Origin of the sequence: Streptomyces sp. NBC_00631 (assembly GCF_045206895.1) — a bacterium.
In the GTDB taxonomy this organism is placed as follows: Bacteria; Actinomycetota; Actinomycetes; order Streptomycetales; family Streptomycetaceae; genus Streptomyces.
The window spans coordinates 10,925,574-10,940,127 of sequence record NZ_CP107734.1; the positions used below are offsets into that span (position 1 = coordinate 10,925,574).

The following is a 14,554-nucleotide window of genomic DNA, read 5'->3' on the forward strand; positions in this document are numbered from 1 at the left end:
AAGCTGAGGTCGGCGTCGCGGCCGACCTCGGGGGAAGGTGCTCAGCCGGGCTTCCACCGGGCCCAGTCCGTCATGGGGCGCGGTGTCGAAGCACCGGCTGCCCGCCTCCCGCCGCATCGAACGCGACCGTCGCGTCGTGGACCGGCGTGACCCGGTAGAGGTTGCGGATGACCGACGTGCCGAAGCCCAACTCGGTGAAGGGAAGGCGGCGACGGCGAGAGCGTCCTGCTGGACAGCGGCACCACCTGCCTGGAGGGCGCCCGCCTCCTACGCGAGCGGCCCATCACCGTGATGCCCCTGTCCCTGCTGACCATCCACCTGCTCGGCGAGACACCCGGGCCGGCCACGCTGGTGGTGCCCGGCGGACAACCCCGTGCCGCCGAGGGGGCCCTCACCGGCCCCCTCACTCTCACCTTCCTGGCCGCCCTGCGCTTCGACGCCGCCGTCATCGGCTGCTGCGGACTGAGCGCGGCCGACGGCCTGACCGCCTACGACCTCGACGACGCCGCGGTGAAAAAGCGAGCATCTCCTCCGCTCGCCGCACCATCGTCGCCTCGGACGGCGGCAGGCTCGGCCACATCGCCTACGTCTACGTCGGCCCCACCACACTCCTGCACACCCTCGTCACCGACATCACCGTATCCACCGACGAGGTGACCGCGCTCGAAGGCGCCGGCACCGTCGTCGCAACCGTCTGACCACAATGCCGTGCGAGCACACCACCCGCACGCAACGGCCGACGTAACGGACAGCCGCCTGGCACGCCGGGAGAGACGATCACGCCAGGACACCCTGGTGCTCGCCAACGCCCAGCCCTCGCAGGGCAGTTCGCACAAATGGTCCTTCGCCGGAGCAAGATCACCCGTAGGCCCGGAAGACCCTGCGGCTCCGGCGTGTTTCGCACAACTCGTTCTCACTCAACAGCGGAAGTCACCCCGTTGCGACGGGGCCGGGCGCGGGGAGGCCGTGGAGCAGATCCAGCCTGGCCTGATCATCCCTAACGGCGAGCGCAAGGGGCGGACCCCCCCTCGGTGGCCGGCATCCAGCGAGCGCTCGCCGGGCATGCCAAGCGCGAGGCGCATCCAGAAGCCGTCGAACAGGCCCATGCGGACTTCGCCGCCCTCCAAGCCGGCCAACTCCCCTACACCGCGTACCGCGACGGCACCCAGCACCGACCATGATCTGGCTGTACGTGGCGGCAGCTGCCGCCGGTCTTCGGCCCGTCGGGGCCTACCGCACACCGGCGGTTTACCGAGTGGAGCCGGGCACGGGTGTGGGGCAAGCTCCACCGCCTGGTCCTGGACGAGCTCGGCGCCCGCGGCAAGTTGGACTGGTCGCGGTGCGCAATCGACTCGGTGAACATACGAGCAACGAAACGGGGGACCTTGCGGGTCCGAATCCCGTAGATCGCGGAAAGAAGGGATCAAAGATCCACTTGATCACTGAAAGGACTGGACTGCCCCTCTCCATCAGGATCTCTGCCGCAAACATGCACGACAGCCAGGGCCTGCAACCCCGCGTTCGCGGCATCCCGCCCATCCGCTCGCGCCGTGGACCGCGTCGACGCCGGCCCGCAAAGCTGCATGCCGACAAGGGGTGCGACTACGAGCATCTGCGACGGCGGCTGCGCTGTCGGCACAGGCGCATCGAGTCCTCCCGGCGACTGGGGTGCCACCGCTGGACAGTGGAGCGCACGGTGGCGTGGCTGGCCGGGTGTCGCCGCCTGCACCGCCGCTACGAGGGCAAGGCCGCGCACTTCCTGGCTTTCGCTGGCATCGCCGCAACCCTGATCTGTTACCGCAGGCTGGTGGCCTGGCCGAAGGCGGTGCCGAGGCTGAGATGATCCATGGCGTGACCAGATGCCCCACCCGGGCCTCGGACTGCTTCTTCGCGCCGAGGCCGTGTGAGTACACCAGCGAGGTAGCCCGTGCCTGACTATCTGGCCGCCGTGATGGCGATGCTCGGACCGGCTCAGAACCGCTATGCGGACCCGTCGGCGTGGGACCGACTCCACGCAGAGTTCGACGTACGACTGCCGTCCGACTATCAGGTTCTCGTCGATGCATACGCTCCGATCGAGCTCAACGGCCATCTGTTCCTCTCCCACCCGGCGACCGAGCGGTGGAACTTGGGCCAGCGAATACGGGATACGGTCCGAGCCTGGTCCGAGGTGTCCTTGGACGACCTCGACGCGGACGAGGACCCTCGCCTGCTGTTCGGACTCAAGGAGCTGAGCTTCGGCACCCGCGACGGCCTGTGGCCGATCGCGAGTACCGACCGAGGAGAGACGATCTTCCTCATTGCTGCGTCTGACACCTCATGGCTCCTCGTCGAGGACGGGGGAGGCGGCTGGTCGCAGCACCGCATGAGCTTCGCCGAATGGCTCTACCGCTACCTCATCGGCGATGACATGGCTGGCCCCAACAGCTCCGCCTTCTACCCCGGCCCGGTGCAACTACGCAGGCTCCCGATGACTGCCGCCGAACGTCCAGAGTCCTGGAGCGGCCCGGAACGCGGCATGTAAGCCCGTCCCACCGCAGCAACTGGATGACGCTCCAACGCGAAAAACAAACCAAACGAGACGACCTCTAAATGCCGCCGACTCGGCAGACGCTCGGGTCGGGGTGAAAACCGGGAATGACTGGACGCTGTGCGAGGTGCACGTGGGAACCGACCATTGCTGCTCCTTCGTGTTGTTCGGGAAATCACCCAGTCGGTTTCCGGCCGGCATGCGCGCCCCTGGACCGACCACGCGCGGGCTGAAGCGCAGCCAGGAACGGTCGGACCAGCCGCCCATGGCAGTGGGACTCCGTCGGGTTCGGGGCTGGTGCTGCCGGCCTCGCCGACCGGCAGCCCTGCCTGCGACGTCGGCCTGAGGGAACGCGTACGGCGGGCCGCTGGGCCACATGCCGCGCGATCATCGTCGCCGCAGTTAAAGCGACGTCAAGGAGCCCTACTGCTGAATTACACATCTAACTTGTGCCAAAACTAACCGGAGCACGAACATCACCCGACTCAAGGAACGCCCCGTTCCTCACCCTGATGCAACCCGTCCTGTCCGTCGAGAACAAGCACGCGGCTCTCGCCTACGAAACGGCGACGTCGGAGCGGACAACGGACAGCTGCAAACTCTGTCCATCATTTCGGCGCCCAGCCCGGCCACACGCTTGAGGCTGTCGCCACCGCGGCCCACGCCGATCACGCGCCGCACGCCGAACGCTCCGGCGTTCTGCACAGCGAGGCCACCAGCCGCTCCGGTCACCCCGAGGATCATCACGGTGTCCGATGTGCCCAACCCGTCCGCGTGAGCGGCGAGCGGCATCCAGGACGACGCCCCCGGATTGACGCCGCCGCCCGTGCGGCCTGTGGCCGCATCGGCGCGGCGGTGGCTACTCCGGTTCCCAGGTGTCGCGATGGGGTCGGGGCTGGACTGAAGCCGAAAGAAAAGGATACAGTGTAGCCAATATTATAGGCGGCAGGGGAGTCCTAGGAGTTGTCGTCAAAGTGTCACGCCCACATCAGCAGTGCGGCGAGGGTGACGGCCGCCTGGTAGGACTCGGCGGTCTTGTCATAGCGGGTCGCGATGCCGCGCCATTGCTTCAAGCGGTTGAAGCACCGGTCCACGACGTTGCGATGCTTGTAGATTTCGCGATCGACTGTCGGGGGGCGTCCGCCGAGGCTGCCGCGACGGGCCCGGTTGTGGATCTGGTCGGCTCGTTCCGGGATGGTGTGCGTGAAACCCCGGCGCCGCAGCCAGGCCCGGATCGCCTTCGAACTGTAGCCCTTGTCTCCCAGGACGTGATCGGGCCGTACGCGGGGTCTGCCGGGACCGATGCGGGGCACCCGTATCGCCTCCATCACGGCGGTGAACTGGGTGCAGTCGTTGGTGTTCCCGCCAGTGAGAACGAAGGCGAGCGGTCGGCCGGCGGCATCGCAGACCAGATGAATCTTGCTGGTCAGCCCACCTCTGGAGCGGCCGAGTGCCGGGTTTCGAAGCCCCCCTTTCGGGCTCCGGCGGCGTGCTGGGGAGCTCGGACGATGGTGGAGTCGACCGACACGAGCCAGTCGATCCCACCGGCCGCATCCGCCCGCGCCTGGGCTTCCCGGAGCATCCACTCGAAGGTGCCGTCCCCGGCCCATCGCCGGAAGCGGGTATGCAGCGTGGCCCAGGATTCGTATCGCTCCGGCACGTCTCTCCAGGCCGTGCCCGTCCGGAGCTTCCAGACGATCCCGTTGATGACCGTCCGGTCGTCCAGCCGCTTCCGCCCTCGCTCCGACCGAGGCAGCAGAGGGCGGACGAACTCCCACTCGACATCCGACAGTTCATGGCGACGTATCACCCGACCGTGATCCACCACCCAAGATCATTTGACGACAGACCCTAGCCGCCTGGACCCGAACACGCGTTTAGGTCGCGACCGGATGATCCGCCGGGCCCTCGCCCGGACTTACTCCAGCGCTCCTTGGTCCGCACCGCCAACCACCCGAGAGTCAGCCGATGCCTCTTCTGATCGCGATAGCGATATTCGCCGTCCACATCGCGCGTGCTCCCCTGGACACTCGCCTGAAGAAACGCCGTGCCGGACCTCTGGCCGTCGCGGCCGGAGCTGTGGTGCTCTCCCTGGCCTGGGACCGGCTCAGGCCCGAGGGCCTCAGCACCGTCTATTTGGTCGGTGAGTTCGCCGGCGTCCTGTCCGCGTACCTGATGTCCTGCACCCTGGTGCTGGCCACCCGCCTCAAGTGGCTGGAGCAATGGTTCGGCGGCCTGGACCGCATGTACCGTCAGCACAAGCAGTACGCCATATGGTCCCAGCTCCTGCTCATCCCCCACATCTTCCTGCACGGTGCTTCCGGTTTCGACGGGAGTCAATACGGCTACGGCCACCAGGCCGCGTTGGTGGGGATGGGCCACCTCCTCGGACTCGTCTCCGCCGTCGGACTGTTCCTGCTCGTCGTCATCTCACTCGGCCAGGTCGGCCGCATCATCCGGCTGCCCTATGAGCGCTGGCTGTTCCTGCACCGCCTCACCGGCCTGCTGCTCCTGTCGGCGCTCTTCCATGGCTGGTTCCTCGACCTCATCATCGGCGGATCCACACCCCTCCTGGCGATCTACGTCACCATGGCCACCATCGGCATGGTCGCCTACGCCTACGACGAACTGGTACTGCGCCACAAAGAGCCCCGGGCCGACTACACCATCCACCGTGTCGAGCGGCCCACACCTGACATCCTCGACCTCACCCTCACGCCCACCAGCAGGACCGCGCTCCCCGTGACGGGTGGTCAGTTCGTCTACTTGCGGGTCGGCGGCTGGCACGAACACCCCTTCAGCGTCGCGGGAACGCAGGCCGACGGCTCGGTACGCCTCACCATCCGTGCCCTGGGCCGCGACACACGCAAGCTCTACGCGGACATACGCGAAGGAGTCCCCGCAACCCTCAAGGGCCCCTACGGCATGTTCGACCACACCCTCGGCGGACCCCGCCAGATCTGGATCGCCGGGGGCATCGGCATCGCTCCCTTTCTCGGCTGGCTCACCTACCCTGGTGAAGCGCTGCCCAGCACCGACCTCTTCTACTGTGCCCCTACCGCCGACGATGCGCCGTTCCTCCCAGAACTCACCGCGACCGCAGCACACCGCCCCGAGATCCGGCTCCACCCAACGTTCAGCCGCAGCGACGGCCGCCTGACCGCCGACAGGATCCAAGCCCAGGCCGGACCGATAACCCCCGACACCCACGTCTTCCTCTGCGGCCCCGCCTCCATGGTCGAAAACCTCACTCGCGCCCTCCACCGCAAGGGCGTCCCCCGGCACCACCTGCACGCGGAGCACTTCGCCTTCCGCTGATGAGCCGCCTGCCGACACGGGCCAACCGTCGAGTCCGATCGGTCCTCCACCGATCCCATCCACCCGGCGACGAGAGTGCTCTGTGTCCACAGGGAGCATCGGCATGCCACGGACGCGCATCCAGGCCTGGGCGGCAAGGTGGCCGATCCGCTCCGGGGCACCTGTGCGCATCCTTTTCCTTCTCAGCTTGTCCCTTAACCTCTGAGGCTGTCCCGCTCGATGATGCTTTTGGGTCGTCTGCTTGTCTTCCCGACGCCGTAGCGGGTGGCGGGCCCCCGGTTCTTGGAGCCAAGTGGCCTTTCAAGGCCGGTTGTTGAGGGTTTGGGTGCACGGGCCGGACAGGTGAGATGTGGGCGGAGGTTTCTGAACCCCTGGCGGACTCGGGCGGGGGTGAGTCGGCCGGGCTCGGCGGGTTTCTCCCACGGCCGCCGCAGGTCGGCGGCTGCCCCGCGCGGGAGGCGGATCTGGGTGTGCGCGGCGATGATCAGCCAGGTCCAGCGCTCGCCGGCCTCGGTGGTCCGCAGCTTCGGCCGGGTCCACCCGAGGGTCTGTTTCATCAGCCTGAAGAGGTGCTCGATGTCGAATCGCCTCAGGAACGCCTGCCAGCGTGCGTCGACGTCTTCGCTGTTCAGGTCGGTGGCGGACGACCAGAGCCAGAGCGGGAGCGGGTCGCCTCCGGCGGGCAGGCGGTCGGCCTGGAGGCGGATCAGCGTGCCCTCGATGATGGGGAGTTCGCCGGTGTGGTCGATCCATGCGGAGCGGGTGGTCAGGCGGGGGTGGATGCGGTCCCTGGCCATCGCGCGGGCGGTGCCGTACCGGTCGGTGACCTGCGCGGTTGCCTCGTCCGACCCACCCCAGGTGTCCGGCTTGGCGAAGCGGAACTCCTTGCCGTGCTTCGGCGGCCGCCCGCCCTGCGGGTAGGCCAGGGCGTACTCCTTGAGCGTGGGCGTGGGCCGTCGCATGACGCGGTCGGAGCGCATCCGTCCCAGCACCTCGACCGGGAGGCCGGCCAGGAGGTGGGTCATGCGCGGGGCGTCGTAGCCGGCGTCGAAGACGATGAGGATGCCGCGGTCGCCGACGTGCCAGCGGCCCATCTCGATCAGGTCCTCGACCACGCGGCGGAGTTGGGCGGCGCTGACCTCGGTGGCGTCGTCCTCGGGCCTGAGACGGACGGCGTCCAGGAGCTGGCACCAGGATGTCCGGCCCGATTCGAGGGCGGCGACACACGAGTACGGCCGGCCGGGGATGAACTGATCCGAGGATCGTCCGCTGCGACCGTAGACGTGGCAGAACAAGCGGTCCGCGCTGGTCGGAGCGTCGGGGGCGCAGCCAGGTGCTGACGTCGACCGCCAGGACCAGGCGGCCGTCAGCGGCCCGCGGCATCGGCAGACCGGCCAGCACAGCCGACATGGTCGTGCCCAGCGAAGCCGGCGCCGGCACGATCGACGCCGTCGGTGAGGGGGGGGCGACCAGAGCCGGGTCGGTCAGCGTGTGTGGCTGTTCATGGCCGCTGCCGGGCGGCCCATCGGCACCGCCGCCGAGTTCACCGTCGTACCCGCCGATCGGGCCGTGCCGCTGCCCGACGAGACCGGTTTCGACGTCGGCGCCTCGCTCGGCGTCCCCGCGCTCACCGCGCACCGCGCGCTCACCGTCGCCGAGGACGGCCCGCATCTGCGGCCCGGGGCGCTCGACGGCAGGGTGGTGCTTCGGACCAGGTGCCTTCTGCGGCCACGGCGGCAGTGGCGGCCCGATCAGCGCCCACAAGTCGTCGTCCACGATCCATGGCCGGTTCCTCACACCTCACGAGCGGCAGAATCGTCGTACCGGTCACGCCCAGTCAGGGCACCGCGACAAGATCGTGTTATGAGCTCTAAGGTCGTGAACAAGGTGACCGTTGCCTGATGCCGCATTAGCAAGTTGCTCGTGATTTACGGCGCAACACACTCGAAAGCACCCGTCGCAGGCACCTCGAAAGGCCCAAAACGCTATGCGCATTACCTCTGAGACGTCGTCCGACGGTGTCTTCGAACAGCTCTTCCTCCTCGGCGACATCCCTGGCGTGCTGTGGACTCCTCAAGGTGCCGACGGGACCCGCCCCCTGATTGCCATGGGGCATGGCGGCGGTCAGAACAAGAAGGCCCCTGACATCGTGTACCGTGCGCGCCGTTTCGTGACCGAGTGCGGTTTCGCCGTGGTGGCGGTTGATGCGCCCAGCCACGGTGACCGGCCGGAACATAAGGAGTTCACCCGGATAGCGACGGAGTACGAGGCCCGGCTTGACGCCGGTGAGGGACTGGCCCCGCTGATCGCCGGCTTCCAGGCGCTCGTTGTCCGCCAGATCGTGCCGGAATGGCAGACAGTTCTCAACGCGGTCCAGAAGCTCAATCAGGTTGGCGTTGGCCCAGTTGGCTACTGGGGGGTGTCGCTGGGCTGCGTGATCGGTGTCCCGCTTGTTGCCGCCGAGTCTCGGGTTCGGGCGGCGGTGCTGGGCCTGGGCGGTGCTGAGGTCTCAGCCGAGACCGCCGCGCGGATTACCGTTCCGGTGGAGTTCCTCGTGCAGTGGGACGATGAACGAGTGCCGCGGCCCCAGAGCCTGGCACTGTTCGACGCTTTCGCCTCAACCGAGAAGACGCTGCACGCCAATCCCGGCAAGCACGGTGAGGTTCCGGCTTTCGAGACAGACAGCACGCTCCGGTTCTTCACCCGGCACCTTGGCTGATACCGCCGCCTGTACGCCGTGACGCGCCGATCGGGATCTGTGCCCGGTGGGAGCGTGGCCGCAAGGGTGCACTGGCGGCGTACCGGGATGCGACCGTGTTCAAGGACATCGACGCCTATCTTTCCGACGGCACCGGGGTGCGGTACAAGGCCCGCGGCTTCGTCCTGTGGGCCGCCCGGCGCAGCCACATCCGCCGCTCCGTCGACTTCCCGCCCGTGCCCAGCGACAAGCCGCGCCGCTCCCTGCCAGACGACTAACGGTGGCGTCTGGCCACCGCTTCCTTCACGACGACACCATCGACACCGTCGACCGCGTCGTCGGCCTGCTCGTCCTCATCTACGGCCAGCCCCTCACCAAGATCTCGCGCCTCAGCCGGCCGTGGACCCGCGCATCCCCGGCCCGTTCGAGGACGAGTACGGCGGCTCCTCGTCCAGGACGAAGCCAGCCCGGTCGGTGTCGAACAGGCGGGACGCCGAGGCGAGATCCGTGCAGCGCGCGGACTCAGCGACCGCGGCGAGGGCCACGCCCCACCGTCCGGCGCGCAGCAGGTCCATCGCGGTGCCGATCGCCGACATACCGGACACGCACGCGCTGCTCACGACGGAGTTGGGGCCGCGGCCACTCAAGGTTCAGTGGAAGTTTTTCATCCTGATTCCGCAGGTCACGGGGCTGGTGTGAGGTCGCGGTGATGTACTCGCGCCGATCTGGGGCGTGATCTTCTTCGGGAGATCGTCTGCCACCTGTGGACCTCGGCGTTTGCGAGGACGAGCAGGGCGCGCAGGAGGGTGATGGTTCCACCGGAAATGCGCCAGAGTCACAGAGTGCGCCAGGACTCCAGGTGCTGCGCGACGGTCCGCAGGTCGGCTTCCTGCCCGCGGACCGCCTGGGCCAGCGTGTACAGGTCCTCGTCCTTGGCCTGCAGGGGCTGGCCGGAGACGTGCATGTACTGGCTGGTGCAGGCCCACCCGATGACCAGGTTGTAGTCGGCGAAAGGGCGCAGCAGCAGCGCGCTGTGCAGGAAGGTCGCCGCGCGGGCGGCGGTCTCCTCGTAGTAGAGGACGCCGCGCTCCCGCTCGAACTGATGGCGGTCGGCCATGAAGCTCAGGGCTCCCCAGTCCGTGATGGGCACGTTCAGCGGGGAGATCGCGGACTGGATCTGCAGGACCCAGCCGACGTCGACGCGGATGATCGGGCTCACCGCTGTCCCTCGGGGAAGCGCTCCGTGACGCCGGGCAGGATCCGGGCGGCCTCGGCGACCGCTCCTTCCACGAAGGAGATGCGGTCGGCCTCCTGGACGGTCACGTCGTGGACATGCTGCTTCAGACTCCGCCCCGTCAGCGCCGCCCGCTCACGCAGCCGCGTCATCTCGTCCTCGGTGAATTCCACATTGAGTGCAGGCATGGCCCCAAGGTACCTGATTCGGTACCGATCGCAGTACCGAATCAGGTGCGGACCTAAGAGCGGGGAGGGGAAGTGCGGCGTAGCTGGTGTGTGTGCTCGCACCGACCTGGGCCCGGACCGGAGCCTCGTACGAAGCCCTTCCGTCGCGCCCTCCCTGCTCCGACGCGGTACCCGTTGGGGCTAGGTCAGCTGTTACGCACTCCCCGGCCGCTTCCCGCCGGCCGGAGGCGGCCCGTGTCGCCCGCTGTCGGAGCCGTCGTCGGCGAATGCGGGAAGAGCCCGCGCCAGGACCGGCGCCTCGACGCCGCACACAGCGGTGAGCACGTTACGGCCGGCCGCGTTCGGTATCAGCTCCGCGGAGGCCCGCGCCCATCCGCCCGCCGCGTGCCGTACGGGCGCGCCCTGGCACATCCACAGGCCCAGCACGACCTTGACGGGCAGCTGGTAGGCGGCCGCCGCGCGCGATCAGCGATGCCGTCGGCTCTCCGGTCACCGGCGCCGTCCTGACGCCCCCACCACGACATCCCCTCCGACCGCGGTCTCCCGCAGTACCGCGACCGGCCCCACCCTTCGGCGGCCTGCCCTGCGATGGTGGCCATTGTCCTGTTTGGCTGTCATGTGCCGCCAGGTAGACCTATGCACTTCTCACCGGACGGCCGCCGGGACCTCGCGCCTGCCCCCGACCGGCCGCCGGAACACGCACGCCTGGTACCTGCACAGGATCAGAACAGGTGCTGCGGGCAGTCGCCCGCGCGAGCATCATGGGCTAGCAGGAGGCGAAGTCGCAGGCGAAGTTGAGGAGGAAGAAGAAGCCGAGAACGGGCCACAGAAGCGCAATGGCGACGAGAGACACCGCCATCCAGCGCGACCGTTTGCGGCCGACCTGCTGCAGGCGCTCCGGGTCCTCGCCCTGAGCCACGGACGGCTGCCTCCAGTCGGCTGTCCTGACCCAGATCACAACCAGGATGATCCAGACGGCAAGGTCGGACTGCCCGAACTTCTCGCTGAGTTGATAGACGGACTGGCCATCCGCGATGAAGATCACGGGCATTGTGTAGATCCCGGCTCCGGCAGCGCAGGCCTGCGGGCCGTACCCGGCTCCGCCGCCGCCACCGCAGGAGCCCGACGGACCCCAGGGTGGGCGTGGGCGGCATGCGGCGACCGGGGGTGCGGCACACCGGGCCGACGTTCCCGAGGAGGGCGGTCCTGCCGGCCCCGCACAGTCGAACGGCAGCAGGCCGGTCAGGTCACGCGAGGCCGGCGGCCGGGGCCGCGTAAAAGGCGGGCACCGCAGTGGGCAAGAAGCAACGTGACTGCATTGTCTGCGGAGCCCCGGTCGGCTATCGCGACCGCCAGCACTGCTGCCAGTGCTGGCGCGGGATGCAGGAGCAGGCAGCGAAGGCGGTGTGTCCGTCCTGCGGCAAGGACCGGGTCCTTCAGGAGGGCACCGGGCGGTGCATCACCTGCTCGCGCGTCTGCGATCAGTGCGGCCATCCCGTCCGTGCGGCCCATAACCGGCTTTGCGGAGTCTGCCGGCGAAAGGCCGAGCGGCTCGCCGACCGGCAGCCCTGCCCTCGCTGCGGCAAGCAGGGACATCTCCGCGAGGAGACGGGCTGGTGCGGACATTGCTCCCGGCCCCGACAGGACAAGCAGCCCCCGCGGACCTGCCGCGAGTGCGGGCAACTGCGACGGCATGCGTGCCTCGTCGACCTGGTGAACACCATGGAACCCAAGCTCGTCGCCGCCGCCTTCGCCTGGACCCCCAGAGAGGGTTCTGCTGGCGGTGGCGTCCCGCGTGGCCACTCTGCCCGGGGTCCCTGCAGGAGCAGTTGCGGTCGTCAGTGACGACGAGGCCGAGGAGTTCGGTCTGGGACGACGGGTGGCGCTTCCGCTGCCTGCGCTCCGAAGACCGGTGCGAAGCCCCCCGTCCCAGGTCAGGCCGCATGGCAGCGGGGCACCGTGTGCGTGACGAAGTGAAGCTCCTGGTAGACGAGTTGTCGACCAAGATCAACCTGTCCGCCCGGAGCTTCGCATGCTGGTCTATCCATCGGGACTGGATCTGTCCAGTTCAGCCCTGCGGTTCCTGGCCGGGAAACTGACAGCCCTGCGGCGTGAACGCGGAACACGGTGGCGCCGGCTCGGAACGGGCCGGCAGGCTCTGCTGGTCCTGGCCCACCTGCGATGCGGACACACTACGCCCAGCTGACCACAGGGTTCGGCATCAGCCTCAGTACCGTTTACCGGTACGTGAGCGAGGCCGTCGAACTGCTGGCCGCCCTTGCCCCCGGCCTCGCCCAAGCGGTGCGCGCTGGACACCTGGGCGCCGTACACCTCGGCCAGATGAGCCGATATCTCGCCGTGCTTGAGTCCCTTCGCGGACAAGGAAAGCACTATCTCGTCCACCCCGGTCAGGCGCCGCTGCCGCTTCTTGACGATCTGCGGCTCGAAGCTGCCGGCCGTATCACGCGGCACCTTCACCTCGACCGGCCCGACATCGGTCAGCACAGTCTTGGACCGCGTGCCATTGTGGCTGTTGCTGTTGTTCTTCCCGGCCGGATCGTGCTTCTCGTAGCCGACGTGGTCGGTGATCTCACCTTCCAGGGCAGATTCCAAAACCCGCTCGGTCAGCTGCTGCGGCAGCCCACCCTGCCCGGTCAGCTGCAGCCCCTCCGACCGGGCACGCGCCACCAGCATCGCGACCAGTTGCTCATCGGACACGGGCGCAAGCTGCCCGGGCTTGGCACTTTCGACAGGCTCCACAGTTTCCAACTCCACGGCGCTGTCAGTCACTTGACGCCTCTCCCGTGATCGTCGGATCCGCCGTTAGATTTACCCTTCTCCAGCTGAGGGGGCGCGCGCTACCGCAGGGAGACACGGACTTGGTCGCGGGGGTACGAACTGGGCCTCGGCTCTTAGCCGTAGGAGTTGCGTGCGTCGTCTGCCCCCACAATGCGCCTGTCGAGCAACGGATCCCGAGGGGATCCTTCGGATATGTCTTGGTCCCAGATGAAGGGATGGGTTCCCTCATGGCCATGTGCACCCCGTTACGCCTCCGCGTGCTGCTGGTGACGCCCGCGCTGTCGAGAGGGTGTCTGGCCGGGAACATGAGCTGAGGTGCAGGCGGAGTCAACCGGCGGCCCGGGGGCTGGTGACGACGTCCCGGTTCTGGTGGGGTGAGGGGGCCGGATCCGCTGCACGCCCTGCCGTCTGAAGAGCTGTTCCCGCGTGCGGCTGTCAGCCAGTCGACCGCCACCACCGGCCGTCTTATAAAGCCGCCTTGGATGCCTTCCCGCGCTCCTTCTCCTGGTGGTCATGGGCGGCGTGGTTTAACGGCCCCGGCGGGGCGCGCGAGGGCGACTCGGGGTTTCTGCAGCAACTACCGGATCTGCCGTTGCGGCGCCGACATCGCCACGATGCCCGGAGGAGAGTGAGGGCACATGACCGGCACCGCCGTGATCGCCGAACCGCCCCAGTCGGCCGCCATCCGCAGATGGGTCGCCACGGTCCTGGACGACTTCTTACGGTGCAAGACCCGCACGGCCACGGACCTGCGGATGCCCGCCGAGGTCGTCTTGACCCTGCGCGACTTCCTGGCTGCTGGCGGAAAGAGGCTACGGCCCCTGCTGTGTGTGATCGGCTGGCAGGCCGCCGGAGGCCACGACACTCCCGCCTTCGTACTCAAAGCCGCCGCGTCGTTGGAGATGTTCCATGCCTTCGCCCTTATTCACGACGACATCATGGACAACAGCGACAGCCGCCGGGGTGCCCCAACTGTCCACCGCCGCCTCGCCCGCCACCAGGATGTCTCCCACAACGCGCCCTCCGCCGAGCGCCTCGGTACCAGCTCAGCCATCCTCATCGGCGATCTCGCCTTGGCCTGGTCGGATGAGCTCCTGCACAACGCCGGACTCACCTCCAGCCAACTGGCCGCCGTGCTGCCGCTGCTCGATGTCATGCGCACCGAGGTGATGTACGGCCAGTACCTAGACGTCACCGCTGCCGGCCGCCCCACGTGCGACGTGGATCGCGCGTGGCAGATCGTCCGGTATAAGACGGCCAAGTACACCGTCGAGCGGCCCCTGCACATCGGAGCCGCCCTCGCCGGTGCACCGCCCGCGATGCACGAAACACTGAGTGCTTACGCCCTTCCCCTCGGCGAGGCCTTCCAACTGCGCGACGACATCCTGGGCGTGTTCGGCGATCCGTCAACCACCGGCAAGCCCTGCCTCGACGACCTGCGCGATGGCAAACACACCGTCCTGATCGCCCTCGCACTGCAGCGCGCATCTCCTGGCCAGCGGAGCACGCTGCAGACCCTGCTGGGCAACCCGGAGCTGGATGGGGCCGGAGCCGATCGCATCCGCCAGGTGCTGATCTCCAGCGGTGCACGGGACGAGCTGGAACGGATGATCAACGTTCGGCGCGCGCAGGCCGTGCGCGCGCTAGATGCGGCACCGTGCCCGCCGGCCGCCACCGCTGCCCTGCGACAGCTAGCCGATACCGCCACCGCGAGGACCTCATGACCACTCCACCTCCGCCACTCGCCGCAGCGTCCTGCCGGCCGCCCCCCGCGCTCTCTGGCGTCG

General features: G+C 68.3%; 10 protein-coding genes and 6 pseudogenes. 9 read left to right on the forward strand and 7 right to left on the reverse strand.

All coding sequences use genetic code 11. From position 1 onward, the window contains the following. Positions 1-210: 210 nt before the first annotated feature. The 4 genes and pseudogenes from OHB00_RS49325 to OHB00_RS49340 all read left to right on the forward strand — a co-directional run. Positions 211-698: pseudogene (locus OHB00_RS49325) on the forward strand (DeoR/GlpR family DNA-binding transcription regulator); the annotation flags it as partial. A gap of 333 nt (positions 699-1,031) precedes the next feature. Beyond that, a complete protein-coding gene (locus OHB00_RS49330; RefSeq protein WP_406445369.1) occupies positions 1,032-1,181 on the forward strand; it encodes a hypothetical protein in 150 nt (49 codons plus the stop codon). Then, positions 1,182-1,843 (forward strand): annotated as a pseudogene (locus tag OHB00_RS49335) (IS5 family transposase); the annotation flags it as partial. It lies immediately after the preceding gene. Between the two features lie 84 nt (positions 1,844-1,927). Then, positions 1,928-2,524: an SMI1/KNR4 family protein gene (locus OHB00_RS49340; RefSeq protein ID WP_406445371.1), complete on the forward strand. Its 597-nt coding sequence runs from the start codon at positions 1,928-1,930 to the stop codon at positions 2,522-2,524. Between the two features lie 983 nt (positions 2,525-3,507). Here the strand turns inward: OHB00_RS49340 and OHB00_RS49345 are convergent. Next, a pseudogene (locus OHB00_RS49345) lies at positions 3,508-4,340 on the reverse strand (IS5 family transposase). Positions 4,341-4,498: 158 nt separating this feature from the next. Between OHB00_RS49345 and OHB00_RS49350 the strand changes: the two are divergent. Then, on the forward strand, positions 4,499-5,848 hold the full coding sequence (locus tag OHB00_RS49350; protein WP_406445373.1) for a ferric reductase-like transmembrane domain-containing protein: 1,350 nt from the start codon (positions 4,499-4,501) through the stop codon (positions 5,846-5,848). Between the two features lie 194 nt (positions 5,849-6,042). Here the strand turns inward: OHB00_RS49350 and OHB00_RS49355 are convergent. Beyond that, positions 6,043-7,249 (reverse strand): annotated as a pseudogene (locus OHB00_RS49355) (NF041680 family putative transposase); the annotation flags it as partial. Positions 7,250-7,835: 586 nt separating this feature from the next. Here OHB00_RS49355 and OHB00_RS49360 point away from each other — a divergent pair. Together OHB00_RS49360 and OHB00_RS49365 are read left to right on the forward strand one after the other, a co-directional pair. Continuing rightward, entirely contained in the window at positions 7,836-8,567 is a 732-nt protein-coding gene (locus OHB00_RS49360) for a dienelactone hydrolase family protein (protein WP_406445375.1), read from the forward strand. 95 nt (positions 8,568-8,662) lie between these two features. Next, entirely contained in the window at positions 8,663-8,824 is a 162-nt protein-coding gene (locus OHB00_RS49365; protein WP_406445376.1) for a hypothetical protein, read from the forward strand. A 111-nt stretch (positions 8,825-8,935) separates the two neighbouring features. On the opposite strand, the gene OHB00_RS49370 is transcribed toward OHB00_RS49365, so the two are convergent. The 4 genes from OHB00_RS49370 to OHB00_RS49385 form a co-directional block, all read right to left on the reverse strand. Continuing rightward, positions 8,936-9,193 carry a beta-ketoacyl synthase N-terminal-like domain-containing protein gene (locus OHB00_RS49370; protein WP_406445378.1) on the reverse strand — a complete coding sequence of 86 codons (258 nt, stop codon included), beginning with the start codon at positions 9,191-9,193 and terminating at the stop codon, positions 8,936-8,938. A 188-nt stretch (positions 9,194-9,381) separates the two neighbouring features. Continuing rightward, positions 9,382-9,765 (reverse strand): hypothetical protein, encoded by a 384-nt coding sequence (locus OHB00_RS49375; RefSeq protein ID WP_406445379.1) that lies wholly within the window; start codon positions 9,763-9,765, stop codon positions 9,382-9,384. Continuing rightward, entirely contained in the window at positions 9,762-9,968 is a 207-nt protein-coding gene (locus OHB00_RS49380; RefSeq protein ID WP_406445381.1) for a hypothetical protein, read from the reverse strand. The genes OHB00_RS49375 and OHB00_RS49380 overlap by 4 nt, the downstream gene beginning before the upstream one ends. Before the next feature lie 766 nt (positions 9,969-10,734). Beyond that, positions 10,735-11,013 (reverse strand): hypothetical protein, encoded by a 279-nt coding sequence (locus OHB00_RS49385; protein WP_406445383.1) that lies wholly within the window; start codon positions 11,011-11,013, stop codon positions 10,735-10,737. Between the two features lie 987 nt (positions 11,014-12,000). Here OHB00_RS49385 and OHB00_RS49390 point away from each other — a divergent pair. After that, positions 12,001-12,275 (forward strand): annotated as a pseudogene (locus OHB00_RS49390) (transposase family protein); the annotation flags it as partial. Positions 12,276-12,278: 3 nt separating this feature from the next. Here the strand turns inward: OHB00_RS49390 and OHB00_RS49395 are convergent. Continuing rightward, positions 12,279-12,662, reverse strand: a pseudogene (locus OHB00_RS49395) (transposase); the annotation flags it as partial. A 743-nt stretch (positions 12,663-13,405) separates the two neighbouring features. On the opposite strand from OHB00_RS49395, the gene OHB00_RS49400 reads away from it, so the two are divergent. Further along, positions 13,406-14,491 (forward strand): polyprenyl synthetase family protein, encoded by a 1,086-nt coding sequence (locus OHB00_RS49400; RefSeq protein WP_406445385.1) that lies wholly within the window; start codon positions 13,406-13,408, stop codon positions 14,489-14,491. The last annotated feature ends 63 nt before the right edge of the window (positions 14,492-14,554 follow it).